Below are 13,689 nucleotides of genomic sequence, written 5' to 3' on the forward strand. Positions count from 1 at the left end.
AATTTATCTATTTTTTTAATCTTCATTCGATTTTGTAGATATTTCTACACCTTCGTATGAGGTTGTTTTAATTGCTTTTAAAATATCTTCTACTTTTACTTTTTCATTATAAACAACTGTTACTTCTTTGGTATTAAGTCTAGCACTAACCTTATCAACTCCATCAAGTTTTGAAATAGCTTGTTTAACAGCTGTAGTACACAAAGGACAATGCATTCCTTCAACTTTAAAAACTGATATTTGTGAAGATATAGCAAAGCTAAAAAATATAAAAAATAGAACTAAAATTCTCATATCTACTCCATAAAAAGTGGTAAAATTTCAGGATAAAATAGTAATCCCAATATCAAAATAAAAAATATAATAAAAAAAACATAGTTTTTATATATCTCTTTTTTACTACATTTACAAGCTATATTTTTTCTAAAATTGTAAATTCCAACAATAAAGAAGATAGTGCTTAAAATTGCCAAAGGAACTCTAGTATATTCTAAAGTTGTAAAAAAACTCAAAACTCCACTTGATACTCCAAAAAAGAGAAATAATAGTGCTGGCAAACAACAAATAGTTGATAAAAGTGCAGTAAAAACTGCACCAATTATCACTAAACTATTTTGTTTCATACAATCTCTTGAGAAGTATAACTATATACAAAAGTTTTTGGTTTATAATAATCTTTTGCATCTTCTCCAACTTCAGCATAAGGGTAACCTAACATATTTAAAGGGTATTGTGTAGGTTTTGGCTCTAAAATAAAATCTCTAGCACTATTAAATCCTACCCAATTCATCTCCCAAGAACCAAAGAAATAATCTTTTACCTCTTTTAGTTTTTTGCTATCGTTTGGTAATTTTTCAGCTAACTTTACCTTTGCAACATCAGCAGGATCACAAGGAACCCATCCAAGTCCATCTATATAAAACTCTGCTCTACAATGTTGAGCTCCCGTAATATCAGCAAATCCTTTTTCATCTGCTTTTCCACAAGCATTTGAAATTTTTGATTGCCCTACTCTAATTCCAAAAGTCTCACGTGCTGGAATTTTTGCATTTCTTAGTAAACATACAAATACAGAGCTTATATCTGTACATTTTCCACCATAAATTTTCTCTTCAATTGATTTTTGTGCATCACCAATTCCACAACCAATTACACTTTCGTCTCTATACATAGTTGAAACTGTCCAGTCATAAATTGCTTGTGCTTTTTGAAGTGGTGTTTTAGAATCTTTTGTAATATCATTTACATATGCTGTTAAACCTTTTGTTATAGGAATATGTTTTGTTCCTTCTAAAAATTCCAATACTTCAATAGGGTAATTTGTATTTGATGTAGCTTTTGAGAAATCAGTTGTTCTTTCTTGCATAACAACTCCAAAATTAACATCTAAAATTGGCTTAATATTTGCATCATTCCACTTTACATATAAAACTCTTGTATTATATGGATTTTTTACAATTTTTGCCTCACTAAAATTTCCATCATATTTAAATGATACAACTTTTTGATAATCTTCATCTTTTGGAAGTGGTACCCAAAGTTGAGTTATCTCTTTACTTTGTTCAAAGTTATAACTATTTTTTACTTCAAATTTTCTTGGTTTTTTTGTAATTCCAAATGGATTTTTTTCCTCATTTGCAAGTGTAAAACTTGGAGTTAAAACTGAAACTGCTGAAAAAGTTGCAGCTGTTTTTAAAAATGTTCTTCTTTTCATAATATGATTCTTTTATTTTATATGTTCTTTAGAGAGATAAAATAGAGATAAACACTATTTATTTCAAAGCATAACCTATGCTCTGTGAACTAATTAGAACTTTATGATAGTAAATTATTAATAAACCAAACCTTAAATAGTAAAATATTTTTTACTTTAGTTTAACTAAAAATTTAAATTTGCTTAAGTATAATAATTCAATTTTTTAAGAAAGATATAAAAATGAATAACGAACATAAGCTGACAAAATTTGTTCAAGCTGCTGGTTGTGCTGCAAAGATGGGTCCGGGGGATCTAAAACAAGCTCTTTGTAATTTAAACCAAAAAAATGAACAAATTTTAGTAGGATTTGATACAAGTGATGATGCTGGAATTTTTCAAATAGATGAAAATTTAGCTCTTGTACAAACTGTTGATTTTATAACACCTGTAGTTGATGATCCATATATTTATGGGCAAATTGCTGCAGCAAACTCTTTAAGTGATATTTTTGCAATGGGTGGAGAGGTTAAAACGGCTTTAAATATAGTTGGATTTGATAGTACAAATGTATCAAAAGAGGCTTTAGGAGAAATTTTAAGAGGTGGTCTTGAAAAAATAAAAGAGTGTGGAGGTTCACTGTTAGGTGGACACACTATTCAAACACCAGAGATGTATTATGGATTGAGCGTAACAGGAATAATTCATCCAAAAGATGTAAAAAGAAACAATAGTGCAAAAGTTGGTGATGTAATAGTGCTTACAAAACCTATTGGTATGGGTATTTTAACAACAGCTATAAAAAGAGATTTAATAGATTTAAATCTAACACAACATTGTGCTAAAATTATGGCTAGTTTAAACTATATACCTTCAAAAATCATGAAAAAATATAGAGTTAGTTCTTGTACAGATATTACAGGATTTGGACTTTTAGGTCACGCTTTTGAGTGTGTTAGTGAAAATATTAGTTTTTCTATATCTTCAAATGATGTACCTTTTATAAAAGAAGCTTTTGAACTATGCAAAAATGGAGTTTTACCAGGTGGTTCAAAAAGAAACTTAAAGTTTATGGAAGATAAAACTTATTTTTCAAAAGATATTGACCCAACTTTAAAAGCAATTTTATGTGATGCCCAAACTTCTGGTGGACTTTTAGTAGCTATAAATAAAGATGATGCAAAAGAGTTTATAAAAGAACTAGAAGATTTTAGTTTTGGATACGCAAAAATTATTGGAGAAGTTATAGAAAAAGGTAAAAAACCTATAATTGTAGATTAAAAATAGAAAATTTTAATATATTTTTGTAAATTTTTAGTCCGATTAATTTTACATTAATCTTTTCTGTATATAATTTCAATATAAGTTAAGTGAATAACTTAATTTATACGAGTATTTTTTAAGATAAGTTTCTTAAATAGATAATTTTTTTATGTTTCCTTGTGTAGAAAGGTCGCTTCCCCTAGGCGACCTTTTTTTTTGCTTATTTTTTTGCATTCACACCTTTTTCAATCTAGCTTAATCCTTTTATGATAATATTCCAAAATGATTTCATTCTATACAAAAATATACATAAGCCTTTAAATATGCCACTATCAAATCTTAATCAAGAACAAAAAGAAGCCATCCTTTGTAAAAGCGGATACAATCTTATAATTGCAAGTGCAGGAACTGGTAAAACTTCAACAATTGTAGGAAGAATTTCTCATTTACTCAATAATGGAGTAAAACCAAATGAAATTTTGCTTTTAACCTTTACAAATAAAGCTGCTTCTGAGATGGTTTCAAGAGTTTCTAATATATTCTCAAAACAGATAGCAAAAGAGATTATGGCTGGAACATTCCACTCTGTATCATATAAACTTTTAAAAGAACTAGAGATAAATATTACTTTAAAACAACCAAATGAACTTAAAACTCTTTTTAAATCAATTTACGAAAAACGAGTTTTTATGGATAGAAGTGATGAAGCAAATCCATACGATGGTGGATATTTATATGACATGTACTCTTTATACTTAAATTCAAATAATAGTGAAGATTTTACTAGCTGGTTAAAAGAAAAAAATTCAACTCAAGAGATATATAGCTTAATATATGAAGATGTTATTGATGAGTTTAATAATTTAAAAAAAGAGTATGGATATGTAAATTTCGATGATTTATTAACAACAATGCTTGAAGTTTTGAAAGATAAGAAATTTAATTTCAAAGAGATACTTGTAGATGAATATCAAGATACAAATCCTTTACAAGGAAGGTTGCTTGATGCTTTTTCTCCACAATCACTATTTTGTGTAGGAGATTATGATCAAAGCATTTATGCTTTTAATGGTTCTGATATTGGTATTATCTCTAGTTTTAGTAAAAGATATCCAGATGCAAATGTTTTTACTTTGAAAAAAAATTATAGATCTACAAAACCTATTTTAGATTTAGCAACAAAAGTTATTGAGCACAATGAAAGAATTTATCCAAAAAAATTAGAAGTTGTTAGAGAACAAAATATTCATCTTCCAAAACTTCTAGCTTTTGATGAGCTTTTTTCACAGTATGAATATATTTCAGAACTTATCTCAAAAAGTAGTACAGAACACAGTGAAATTGCAATAATTTATAGAAATAACTCTAGTGCAGATGGGATTGAGGCAAATTTAAGAGAGTTTGGAATTCCTGCAAAAAGAAAAGGTGGAATGAGCTTTTTTGATTCTGTTGAAGTTAAATTTATTTTAGATATTTTGGTTTTACAAGTTATAAGCAACGATATGATGGCTTTTATTCATATAGTTGAACATGGAAAAGGGATAGGAAAAGCAATTGCAAAAGACATTTTTGATGCTTTAATAAAACTTGGGAGTGGGAATTTATTAAATGGGCTTTTCTACCCAAATAAAGATATAAATAATCCTTATGAAACCAAAAGAAAAAGCCAACAGCTAGGTCTTTTTGATGATTTTATCGAACTAGGAACTGTTTCTAAATTTAAAGATTGTAATTTTGAAGAAGCATTTTTAGGAAATCCAATATTAAAACATCCAAAACTAGGAGTTGATGGAGCTAAATATATTTATGATTTATATCTTCTTTTAAAACAATTAAAAAGAACAAAAAATCCAGAAACAATGGTTACATCAATTAGCTCTTCAATGATTTACTCTAAATTAAAAGATATGTTATCAACAAAAAGAGCAACACAAAAAGATGGTACAGTAAATTCTATACAAAAAACAAAATCTTTGGCAAAAATAAATAGAAAAGCTATGTTGCTTAAAAATTTATCAAGAAATTTTTCTGATTTATCAAAATTTATAAACTCAATGATTTTAGGTGGTAGTGAGCTTAGTGAAGGAGAAGGAGTAAATCTTTTATCTATTCATGCTAGTAAAGGGTTAGAATTTAAAGAAGTTTATATAATAGATTTAATGGATGGAAGATTTCCAAATAGAAAACTTATGAGTAAAGGTGGAAGTCTTGAAGAAGAGAGAAGACTCTTTTATGTTGCTGTTACAAGAGCAAAAGATATTTTATATCTATCTTTTGCAAAATATGATAAATTAAAAAAAATGAGCTTCGTTGCTAGTCCTTTTTTAAGGGAAGCTGGAATGATAATAGAAGATAAAGAATAAATGTATTAATATCAAAATTTTAAAATATTAATATTTTTTTTAGGATGTATATGGAAAAGATTATTTTAATTATTACAATTTGCACAATAATAATGATTTCACCACTTGTTTCAAAACTTATAAAAGCACCAGTTGTTGTAGTTGAGATAATTTTAGGGTTGTTTTGTGGTTATATTGGACTTATTTATGATGATGAAACTTTAAAATTAGTTGCTAAATTTGGTTTTATATACCTTATGTTTTTAGCAGGTTTAGAGATAAATTTCAAACTTGTAAAGATAATAAAAGCAACCATGGCTTTAAATGTAATACTATATTTTGTTCTTTTATACTCTATTGCAGGAGCTGTTTGTTGGTTTTTTAATTTAGGTTTAACATATTTTGTAGCGCTTCCTATATTTTCATTAGGAATGTTAATGATGCTAATCAAAGAGTATGGAAAAGAAGAACCGTGGTTAAATTTAGCTCTTTCTATTGGAGTTGTTGGAGAGATAGTAAGTATTTTAGCACTTACTCTTTTTACTAGTTGGACTGAGAATAGTGGTTTAAGTAGTGGATTTTTTATATCAATTTTAACAATTATTAGTGTAATAATTGGTACGATTTTACTTCTTAGATTCTCTTATATGCTTTTTTGGTGGTTTCCTGAAGTTAAAAAATATTTAATTCCAGATAATATAGATGATAAACACAATCAGGACATAAGATTTTCAATATCTTTATTGCTAATTTTAGTATCAATTATGCTTATTTTAAAAATAGATGTTGTTTTAGGAGCATTTACAGCTGGTCTTTTCTTTAAAATGTTTTTTATGCAAAGAGAGGAGTTATTACATAAAATCGAATCTTTTGGCTTTGGTTTTTTTGCACCTATTTTCTTTATCTACACAGGCTCAACAGTAAAGTTAGATATGGTAACTTTGGAAATTTTAAAACATGCTATATTTATTATGGGAACTATAATTTCAATAAGATTAATTAGTTCATATCTAGTTTTTTTAAACTATTTAAAACCAAAACAAACAACACTTTTTGCACTAAGTGATTCAATGCCACTTACTTTTATGGTTGCAATTGCAATGATTTCATACAATTATGGATTAATAAGTCAAGAAGAGTATTTCTCTTTTATTATTGCAAGTATGTTAGATGGCTTGATTTTAATGATAGTAATTAGAAAATTATATAAGTTATTTAAATTAGATAATAAAACAATAGAAAATAAAACTTAAATAGTTTTATAAATAAAACAAATCTAAAATATAATATATTTTTATTGATGCTATATATATGCTATTTTTTCGTATTTTTAAAAATTATTATATAAGAAAAATTAATATTTTAAGTTTCATTTCAACTTATAAAACCTATAATTAAAATTCAGAATTATTTGAAATAATATTAAATTTTATTAGGAGGTTAGCTTGAAAAATAGTGAAGTTTTAGAAATAGAAAAAAGCTCTTTATCTTTAGAAACTACAAGTAGAAGAGATTTTTTTAAAAAAACTGCTATCAATTTAGCTGGAGCAATAAGTGCTGCAACTGTTTTATCACCTATGTCGTTAAAAGCTGATGATAAAGCAATAATCAAAGAAGCCCCATGGGGACAAAAGCTAGGTGATCCTGTAGATAAAAATCTATATGGTATTCCTTCACCTTATGAGCATAACAATATTAGAAGAACTCACAACCTTCTATCTTCAGGTGATGCTTATGCTTCTATATCTTTGTGCCCAATTCATGAAAGTGAAGGAATAATTACTCCAAATGGACTATTTTTCACAAGAAACCACGGAGGAACTGCACATATTGATCCAAATGAATTTAGATTAATGATTCATGGTAAAGTAAAAAGAGAAGTTGTTTTAACTTTAGAAGATTTAAAAAGATACCCAAGTGAAACTAGAACTTATTTTATTGAATGTCCTGCAAATGGAAGCCCTGAATGGAGAGGTCCACAATTTAATAGTTTACAATTTATGAAGGGTATGATGAGTAGTGCTCAATGGACTGGAGTTATGCTAAAAACTATACTTGATGATATTGGTTTAGAAAAAGATGCCGTTTGGATGTTAGCAGTTGGAAGTGATAATGCCTCAAATCCTAGAACTATTCCTGTTGAAAAAGCACTTGATGATGTTATGGTAGTATGGGCTCAAAATGGTGAAGCACTAAGACCTGAGCAAGGATATCCAGTAAGACTTGTTGTTCCAGGCTGGGAAGGAAATTTAAATACTAAATGGCTAAATAGACTTGAATTTAGTGATAAACCTTGGCATGCAAAAGAGGAAACTTCAAAATACACAATGCTTCAAAAAGATGGAAGATCTGTAAGATTTTTTTGGGTAAATGAAGTAAACTCTGTAATTACAAAACCTTGTCCAGAAAAACCATGGACACATCTTAAAGCTGGTGATATGGTAGAAATTGAAGGTCTTGCTTGGAGTGGTCATGGAACAATTAAAGGTGTTGATATATCTTTTGATGGTGGAGACAACTGGGTTGAAGCAAAACTAAAAGGTTTAGTTTTACCAAAATCATGGACTAGATTTAGTTATATTTATAAATGGGATGGAAAGCCACTATTTTTATCAAGTCGAGCTTACGATGACTTTGGAAATGTTCAACCAACGATTGATGAAGAGACAAAAGCTGTTGGTGTAGAGAGTGTTTATCATAGAAATGCAATTGTAACTTGGGAAATAACTTCAAAAGGAGAGTGTAATAATGTTCACATTAGAAAACATCACAAAGCTTAAAGGTACTCTTCTAGCTCTTAGTTTAGCTATTTTAGTTACAGGTTGTAATGAAACAGCATCAAAAAATGAGTCGTCTGTTGATGGTGCAGTTAAGTATCCAATAAAAGATGGAAAATATACACAATATCATGTAAATACACAAAAGTTAGATGGTTTAAACATTGGAAGAGATGCTACTAAAAAAGAGATAGCAGCTTGGAATAAAGATGTAATGTACGAAGGAACAGGTCTTCCAGAATTTGATATGCACGAAGGTGAAGTTGTTATAGAAGATGGGAAGCCTAAAAAAGCACAAGGTAGTGTAGAGCTTGGAAATGAACTTTATGATGCTCAATGTGTTATGTGTCATGGAGATTTTGGAAGCGGAGGAAAAGGTTATCCAAAACTAGCAGGAGGAAGTCTTGAGAGCTTAAAAAACCAAAGATTAAATCCAGCAGATGAAAATCCAAATCCAGAAAACCCAGATAAAACTATAGGTTCATTTTGGCCATATGCTAGTACGCTTTTTTGGTATGTTCAAGAGTCAATGCCATTTAATGCTCCAAAAACTTTAACAAATAGTGAAACTTATGCTTTAACAGCTTATTTATTGTCATTAAATAATATTACAATAGATGGAGAAGATTTAGATGATGATTATGTTTTAGATAAAGAGAAGTTTTTAAAAATAGTTATGCCAAATGTTGATGGTTTTTATCCAGAAACAAATACACCAAATAATCCAAAAGAAGGCGTTGAAAATATGAAAAAATATCTTTCAAATCCTACTTTATATGGTAAAGGTGAGAGATGTATGAAAGATTGTATAAAAGAAGATGTAAATAATCTTGTTATGAGAATACAAGATGATTTAACGGCAACTGCAAACGAACCATTATCAACTGTAAGAGATTTACCAAAAAATGATAAGTCTGCTCAAAAACCAGGGCAAATAGAGTATGAAAATGCTGGTTGTTCAGCTTGTCATGCAAATGCTGCTATAGGAGCTCCTGTTTTAGGTGATAAAGTTGCTTGGGATAATATTGTTAAGAATGGTATTGATAAAGTTTATTATAACGGAATTAATGGTATAAATAGTATGCCACCTAGAGGTGGAACTGATTTAAGTGATGATGAACTTAAAAAAATCATTGACTATATGATTCAATCAAGTAAATAAGGAGGGTATTATGAATTTAATCAAAAAGTATGCGAAATATCTTGCTTTTAGCTTACTATTTGTAGTAAATGCTCAAGCAGATAATTCAGAATTGATTAAAAAAGGTGAAAAGATATATACTACTAATACTAAAGGTAATTGTATAGCTTGCCATGATGCAAATGGAAAAACGCTAGATGGTCCTGGAACAATGGGACCAAAATTGCAATATCTTGCAATGTGGCCGGATGAAGTTTTATATAATAAAATTTTTGACCCAACAAATCCAGGTGATCCAATAACTGCAATGCCAGCTTTTGGAAGAAATGGATGGTTAAGTGATGAAGAAATAAAAGCAGTTGTTGCTTATTTAAAAACAATAAATTAAAATAAAGGAAGAATTATGTTAAATAGAAGAAAATTTTTAGGTTTAGGTTTAGGTGCTATTGCAGTTGCTGCAATTCCAAGTAGTTTAAGTGCAGAGGATTTTAGAGCTAGTAAACCAAAAGCTTGGACAGCTACAAAAGTTGATGATGCAGTTAAAGAGATTTTTGGAACAACTACTACAACTCAAGGTGGTATTACACTAACAGCTCCAGATATTGCTGAAAATGGTGCAGTTATTCCAATCTCTTTTAAAACAGATTTAAAAGCAAGTAAAATTGCAGTATTCCAAGATGCAAATCCAGAAAGTGCAGTTGCTGTATTTACAACAACTCCTGATATGGTTTTAGATTATGCATTTAGAATTAAAATGGCAAAAACAGGTACTGTTACAGTAATTGCAGATGTTGGTGGAAAATTACACTCAGTTTCTAAAGAGATAAAAGTTACAATTGGTGGTTGTGGTGGTTGATTTAGTTCGGCTAATCATTAAATAAAAGATAAAAAATAGAATAAAAATTATAAAAATAAAAAAAGGATATAAAATGGCAGGAACAACAAAAATAAAAGCAAAAATTGATAAAAATGGTGTATGTGAAGTAAAAGCATTAGCAAGTCATGATATGTTAAGTTACCAAGAGGCTGAAAGAGCTAAAAAAGAGGCAAACTTTATTACATATTTGGTTGCAAAAGTTGGTGGAAAAGTTGTATATGAAGTATCTTCTAGTCAATTCTTATCAAAAGACCCTTACTTCAAATTTTCATTTACAGGTGCAAAAGCTGGAGATGATATTGAAATTACTTGGAAAGATTTAAAAGGAAATAGTGATACAACAGTAGAAAAAATCAAATAGTTTTAACTATTTGATTTTAAATAAAAGGAGAGAAAATGCTTATAAAAATAGTTAAATCTACTACTGTTTTAGCTCTATTTATATCATCTTTAAGTGCTGCAAGCTTTAATGCTGGTGCAGAAAAAGATAGATTAGAGATGATAAAGTTCTTTGAAGCAAAATTTGAAGACCCAGCAAAAAACAAAGATAGATTTTTTACATATTTCACAGAAGAAGAACTTGAACAAAAATATGATAAAAATCTAAAACATATGGATTTTAATATTGGAAGCTATGCATATTCAAAAGATGCTAGAAGCCAATATGAAGCACTAAAAGAGATGCCACCTTATGAAGACGCTATTGAAAAAGGTGAAGAGTTATATACTAAAAAATTTGCAAATGGTAGCTCATTGCAAACTTGTTTCCCTGATTTAACAAATGCTGGAACATACCCTTACTATGATAAAAATAAAAAAGAGTTAATCTCTTTAACAAAAGCTGTTAATGATTGTTTAAGAGCAAATGGTGAAAAAGAGTGGGGAACAAAAAAGGGTCCTATGGCTGAATTTCAGGCTTATTGGGTAAATGAAAGTAAAGAAGCTGGTAAAAAGTTTGATATAAAAATCAATAGTAAAGCTGAAAAAGAGGCTTATGAAAGAGGAAAAGAGTATTACTATTCTCAAAGAGGATATTTAAAACTATCTTGTGCTACTTGTCATATTCAAGGTTCTGGTCAAAGAGTTAGAAATGAGGTTTTATCACCGCTTTTAGGTCAAGTTACTCACTTTCCAGTTCTAAGACTAAAATGGACAGATATAGGAACAGTTGAAAGAAGACTTTCTGGTTGTGTTGTAGATCAAGGTCAAGTTCCACCAAAAGATGAGAGCCAGACTATGATTGAGCTATTGTACTTTTTGGCTTACATGTCAAATGACATGCCAGTTGATGGTCCAGATGTAAGAAAATAAAGGATATGAAAATGAAAAATATTTTAAAAATTTCGATATCAGTAGCTCTTTTATCTTTTGGACTAAATTTAAGTGCATCTGAAGATTACTCAAAACTTGATGTTAAAAAAGAGTGTGATGTAAAAATAAATGGACTTGATAAAGTAATTCAAACAGCTGAAAAATACAATAAAATAGCTATTGAACATGGTGTTGAATTTATGAGATTTGGTATGAAAAATAGCCAATATATTGATGCTTCTAAAGAAGCTATCAAAAGTGGTGCAAAAGAGATTGAACTAGTAGATGAAAAAGCTAAACCAACAGGTGAAAAAGTTTCAATTGAATTTTCAACTTGGAGAGCTTGTAGCTTTGCTATTAGCGCTTTAACACAAGAAGCTCAAGCAAAAAAAACTTGGAAATTAGCTAGTCCTAGTGATGGTTATAAATACTAAAAGTATTTAAAGATATTTTTTAAAAGTCAAGATTTTATCTTGACTTTTTTTATTTATACAATAAAAGGAATAAAAATGAGTAAATTTAGTCGAAGAGAGTTTGTTTATATGATGGCAATTTTAGGAGCTGCCCCTGTATTTGCAAACTCTCACACAAGAATGGTAGAAACTACAAAAAAAATAGAAGATTATTATAAATTAAAACCATTTGGTAATGCAAGATTTATACATATGACAGATAGCCATGCACAGCTTTTACCTGTCTATTTTAGAGAACCTAGTGTGAATTTAGGATTTTATGGAAATTTAGGAAAGCCGCCACATATTGTTGGTGAAAAATTTTTAGATTATTATGGAATAAAAGGAAATAAAAGATTAGAGTATGCCTTTTCTTGTGTAAATTTTGAAGAACATGCAAAAGTTATGGGTAAAACAGGTGGTTTTGCACAAATAAAAACAGTAGTTGATTTTTTAAGAGATAGTTTTGGAAAAGATAAAACTCTATTTTTAGATGGTGGAGATACATGGCAAGGAAGTGCAACAGCTTTATGGACAAGAGGTAAAGATATGGTTGGTGCTTTAAATCTTCTTGGAGCTGATATTTGTGTTGGGCATTGGGAATTTACATATAAAGCTGAAGAGATTCTTGAAAATATTAAAGCTTTAAACGCAGAATTTTTAGCTCAAAATATCTTTGTAAAAGAGGACTCTATGATGAATGGAGTTGAAGCTTTTGATGAAGATAGTGGTCATGCATTTAAACCATATACTATTAAAACTTTAGGAAAAGCAAGAGTTGCTATTATTGGACAAGCTTTCCCTTATACAACAATTGCAAATCCTCAAAGATTTATCCCTGATTGGACATTTGGAATAAATGAAAACAATATGCAAGAGTTAGTTGATAAAATAAAAGATGAAGAGAAACCAGATGCTATTATAGTTCTATCTCACAATGGTTTTGATACAGATAAGAAAATGGCTGAAGTTTGTACAGGAATTGATTTTATCCTAGGTGGTCATACACACGATGGTGTTCCAGAAGCATATCCAGTTAAAAACTCATCAGGAACAACTTATGTTTGTAATGCTGGAAGCAACGGTAAATTCTTAAATGTTTTAGATTTAGATATTCAAAATGGAAAAATTAAAGATTTCAAATTTACACTTCTTCCAATATTCTCAGATTTAATTCCTGAGAATAAAGAGATGAAAAAATATATTGAAGATGTAAGACTTCCATATTTAAAAGAGCTTACAAGACCAATAGCTACAACCGAAGAGACTCTATTTAGAAGAGGAAACTTCAATGGTTCTTGGGATCAAATTATATGTGATGCATTAATCGATGTAAAAGGTGCTCAAATCTCTCTAAGTCCAGGATTTAGATGGGGAACTTCAGTGATGCCAAATCAAACAATAACTTTTGATGATTTAATGACACAAACTGCTATGACATATCCTGAAACTTATGCAAGAGATATAAAAGGAAGTGAAATAAAACTAATTTTAGAAGATGTTGCTGATAACTTGTTTAATGAAGACCCATTTTTACAACAAGGTGGAGATATGGTTAGAACAGGTGGAATATCTTATAAAATAGATCCAAAAGCAAAAATTGGAGAGAGAATCACAAATATTGTTTTAAGTAAAACAGGTGAAAAACTTGATGCTAATAAATCATATAAAGTTGCTGGTTGGTCAACTGTTGGAGCTCAAAGTGAAGGTGAACCAATTTGGGAAACTGTTGAGACATATTTAAAAAATATGAAACATATTAGTAAAATAAAAATTGACACTCCTGATATTGTAGGAGTTAAAGGTAATCCAGGAATTATATAACCCTAGAAA

At 29.2% G+C, this 13,689-nt stretch carries 14 protein-coding genes; 11 read left to right on the forward strand and 3 right to left on the reverse strand.

The window, feature by feature from the left end; translation table 11 throughout:
* Positions 1-15: 15 nt before the first annotated feature.
* From AC5LG6_RS07400 to AC5LG6_RS07410, 3 genes are read right to left on the reverse strand one after another with little or no spacing between them, the layout of a single operon-like run.
* Complete coding sequence (locus AC5LG6_RS07400; RefSeq protein ID WP_081560642.1) at positions 16-294, reverse strand: heavy-metal-associated domain-containing protein; 279 nt, start codon at positions 292-294, stop codon at positions 16-18.
* 2 nt (positions 295-296) lie between these two features.
* Positions 297-623 (reverse strand): hypothetical protein, encoded by a 327-nt coding sequence (locus tag AC5LG6_RS07405; RefSeq protein ID WP_498586116.1) that lies wholly within the window; start codon positions 621-623, stop codon positions 297-299.
* The gene (locus AC5LG6_RS07410) at positions 620-1,714 is read right to left on the reverse strand and encodes a transglutaminase-like domain-containing protein (protein WP_498586117.1); all 1,095 of its coding nucleotides are present in this window, start codon (positions 1,712-1,714) and stop codon (positions 620-622) included. Before AC5LG6_RS07410 ends, AC5LG6_RS07405 begins: the two co-directional genes overlap by 4 nt.
* 222 nt (positions 1,715-1,936) lie before the next feature.
* On the opposite strand from AC5LG6_RS07410, the gene selD reads away from it, so the two are divergent.
* The 11 genes from selD (at position 1,937) to soxB (ending at position 13,680) form a co-directional block, all read left to right on the forward strand.
* The gene (gene selD / locus AC5LG6_RS07415; RefSeq protein ID WP_066221323.1) at positions 1,937-2,974 is read left to right on the forward strand and encodes a selenide, water dikinase SelD; all 1,038 of its coding nucleotides are present in this window, start codon (positions 1,937-1,939) and stop codon (positions 2,972-2,974) included.
* Between the two features lie 305 nt (positions 2,975-3,279).
* Positions 3,280-5,319: an ATP-dependent helicase gene (locus tag AC5LG6_RS07420; protein WP_066155812.1), complete on the forward strand. Its 2,040-nt coding sequence runs from the start codon at positions 3,280-3,282 to the stop codon at positions 5,317-5,319.
* A 50-nt stretch (positions 5,320-5,369) separates the two neighbouring features.
* Positions 5,370-6,551, forward strand: coding sequence for a cation:proton antiporter (locus tag AC5LG6_RS07425; protein ID WP_498586118.1), 1,182 nt, complete (start codon positions 5,370-5,372; stop codon positions 6,549-6,551).
* A 192-nt stretch (positions 6,552-6,743) separates the two neighbouring features.
* Positions 6,744-8,078 carry a sulfite dehydrogenase gene (gene soxC / locus AC5LG6_RS07430; protein WP_260877882.1) on the forward strand — a complete coding sequence of 445 codons (1,335 nt, stop codon included), beginning with the start codon at positions 6,744-6,746 and terminating at the stop codon, positions 8,076-8,078.
* The gene (locus AC5LG6_RS07435) at positions 8,047-9,237 is read left to right on the forward strand and encodes a c-type cytochrome (protein WP_498586119.1); all 1,191 of its coding nucleotides are present in this window, start codon (positions 8,047-8,049) and stop codon (positions 9,235-9,237) included. The genes soxC and AC5LG6_RS07435 overlap by 32 nt, the downstream gene beginning before the upstream one ends.
* Before the next feature lie 10 nt (positions 9,238-9,247).
* Positions 9,248-9,604: a sulfur oxidation c-type cytochrome SoxX gene (gene soxX / locus AC5LG6_RS07440; RefSeq protein WP_066166979.1), complete on the forward strand. Its 357-nt coding sequence runs from the start codon at positions 9,248-9,250 to the stop codon at positions 9,602-9,604.
* Between the two features lie 15 nt (positions 9,605-9,619).
* Positions 9,620-10,072 (forward strand): thiosulfate oxidation carrier protein SoxY, encoded by a 453-nt coding sequence (soxY, locus tag AC5LG6_RS07445; protein WP_066155798.1) that lies wholly within the window; start codon positions 9,620-9,622, stop codon positions 10,070-10,072.
* Between the two features lie 73 nt (positions 10,073-10,145).
* The gene (soxZ, locus tag AC5LG6_RS07450; protein WP_066155796.1) at positions 10,146-10,454 is read left to right on the forward strand and encodes a thiosulfate oxidation carrier complex protein SoxZ; all 309 of its coding nucleotides are present in this window, start codon (positions 10,146-10,148) and stop codon (positions 10,452-10,454) included.
* Between the two features lie 35 nt (positions 10,455-10,489).
* Complete coding sequence (gene soxA, locus AC5LG6_RS07455; RefSeq protein WP_434247077.1) at positions 10,490-11,404, forward strand: sulfur oxidation c-type cytochrome SoxA; 915 nt, start codon at positions 10,490-10,492, stop codon at positions 11,402-11,404.
* Between the two features lie 11 nt (positions 11,405-11,415).
* The gene (locus AC5LG6_RS07460; RefSeq protein ID WP_498586120.1) at positions 11,416-11,838 is read left to right on the forward strand and encodes a hypothetical protein; all 423 of its coding nucleotides are present in this window, start codon (positions 11,416-11,418) and stop codon (positions 11,836-11,838) included.
* 75 nt (positions 11,839-11,913) lie between these two features.
* Positions 11,914-13,680, forward strand: coding sequence for a thiosulfohydrolase SoxB (soxB, locus tag AC5LG6_RS07465; protein WP_498586121.1), 1,767 nt, complete (start codon positions 11,914-11,916; stop codon positions 13,678-13,680).
* Positions 13,681-13,689 lie beyond the last annotated feature (9 nt).

It is taken from the genome of Arcobacter thermotolerans, from assembly GCF_983172305.1.

Excerpts from the sequence above, each read along its gene's own strand:
- AC5LG6_RS07405 (WP_498586116.1), bottom strand. The coding sequence starts at position 623 with ATGAAACAAAATAGTTTAGTGATAATTGGTGCAGTTTTTACTGCACTT.
- soxZ (WP_066155796.1), top strand. The coding sequence starts at position 10,146 with ATGGCAGGAACAACAAAAATAAAAGCAAAAATTGATAAAAATGGTGTA.
- AC5LG6_RS07400 (WP_081560642.1), bottom strand. The coding sequence starts at position 294 with ATGAGAATTTTAGTTCTATTTTTTATATTTTTTAGCTTTGCTATATCT.
- soxA (WP_434247077.1), top strand. The coding sequence starts at position 10,490 with ATGCTTATAAAAATAGTTAAATCTACTACTGTTTTAGCTCTATTTATA.
- soxX (WP_066166979.1), top strand. The coding sequence starts at position 9,248 with ATGAATTTAATCAAAAAGTATGCGAAATATCTTGCTTTTAGCTTACTA.
- AC5LG6_RS07425 (WP_498586118.1), top strand. The coding sequence starts at position 5,370 with ATGGAAAAGATTATTTTAATTATTACAATTTGCACAATAATAATGATT.
- soxY (WP_066155798.1), top strand. The coding sequence starts at position 9,620 with ATGTTAAATAGAAGAAAATTTTTAGGTTTAGGTTTAGGTGCTATTGCA.
- AC5LG6_RS07460 (WP_498586120.1), top strand. The coding sequence starts at position 11,416 with ATGAAAAATATTTTAAAAATTTCGATATCAGTAGCTCTTTTATCTTTT.
- selD (WP_066221323.1), top strand. The coding sequence starts at position 1,937 with ATGAATAACGAACATAAGCTGACAAAATTTGTTCAAGCTGCTGGTTGT.
- soxB (WP_498586121.1), top strand. The coding sequence starts at position 11,914 with ATGAGTAAATTTAGTCGAAGAGAGTTTGTTTATATGATGGCAATTTTA.
- AC5LG6_RS07420 (WP_066155812.1), top strand. The coding sequence starts at position 3,280 with ATGCCACTATCAAATCTTAATCAAGAACAAAAAGAAGCCATCCTTTGT.
- AC5LG6_RS07410 (WP_498586117.1), bottom strand. The coding sequence starts at position 1,714 with ATGAAAAGAAGAACATTTTTAAAAACAGCTGCAACTTTTTCAGCAGTT.
- AC5LG6_RS07435 (WP_498586119.1), top strand. The coding sequence starts at position 8,047 with ATGTTCACATTAGAAAACATCACAAAGCTTAAAGGTACTCTTCTAGCT.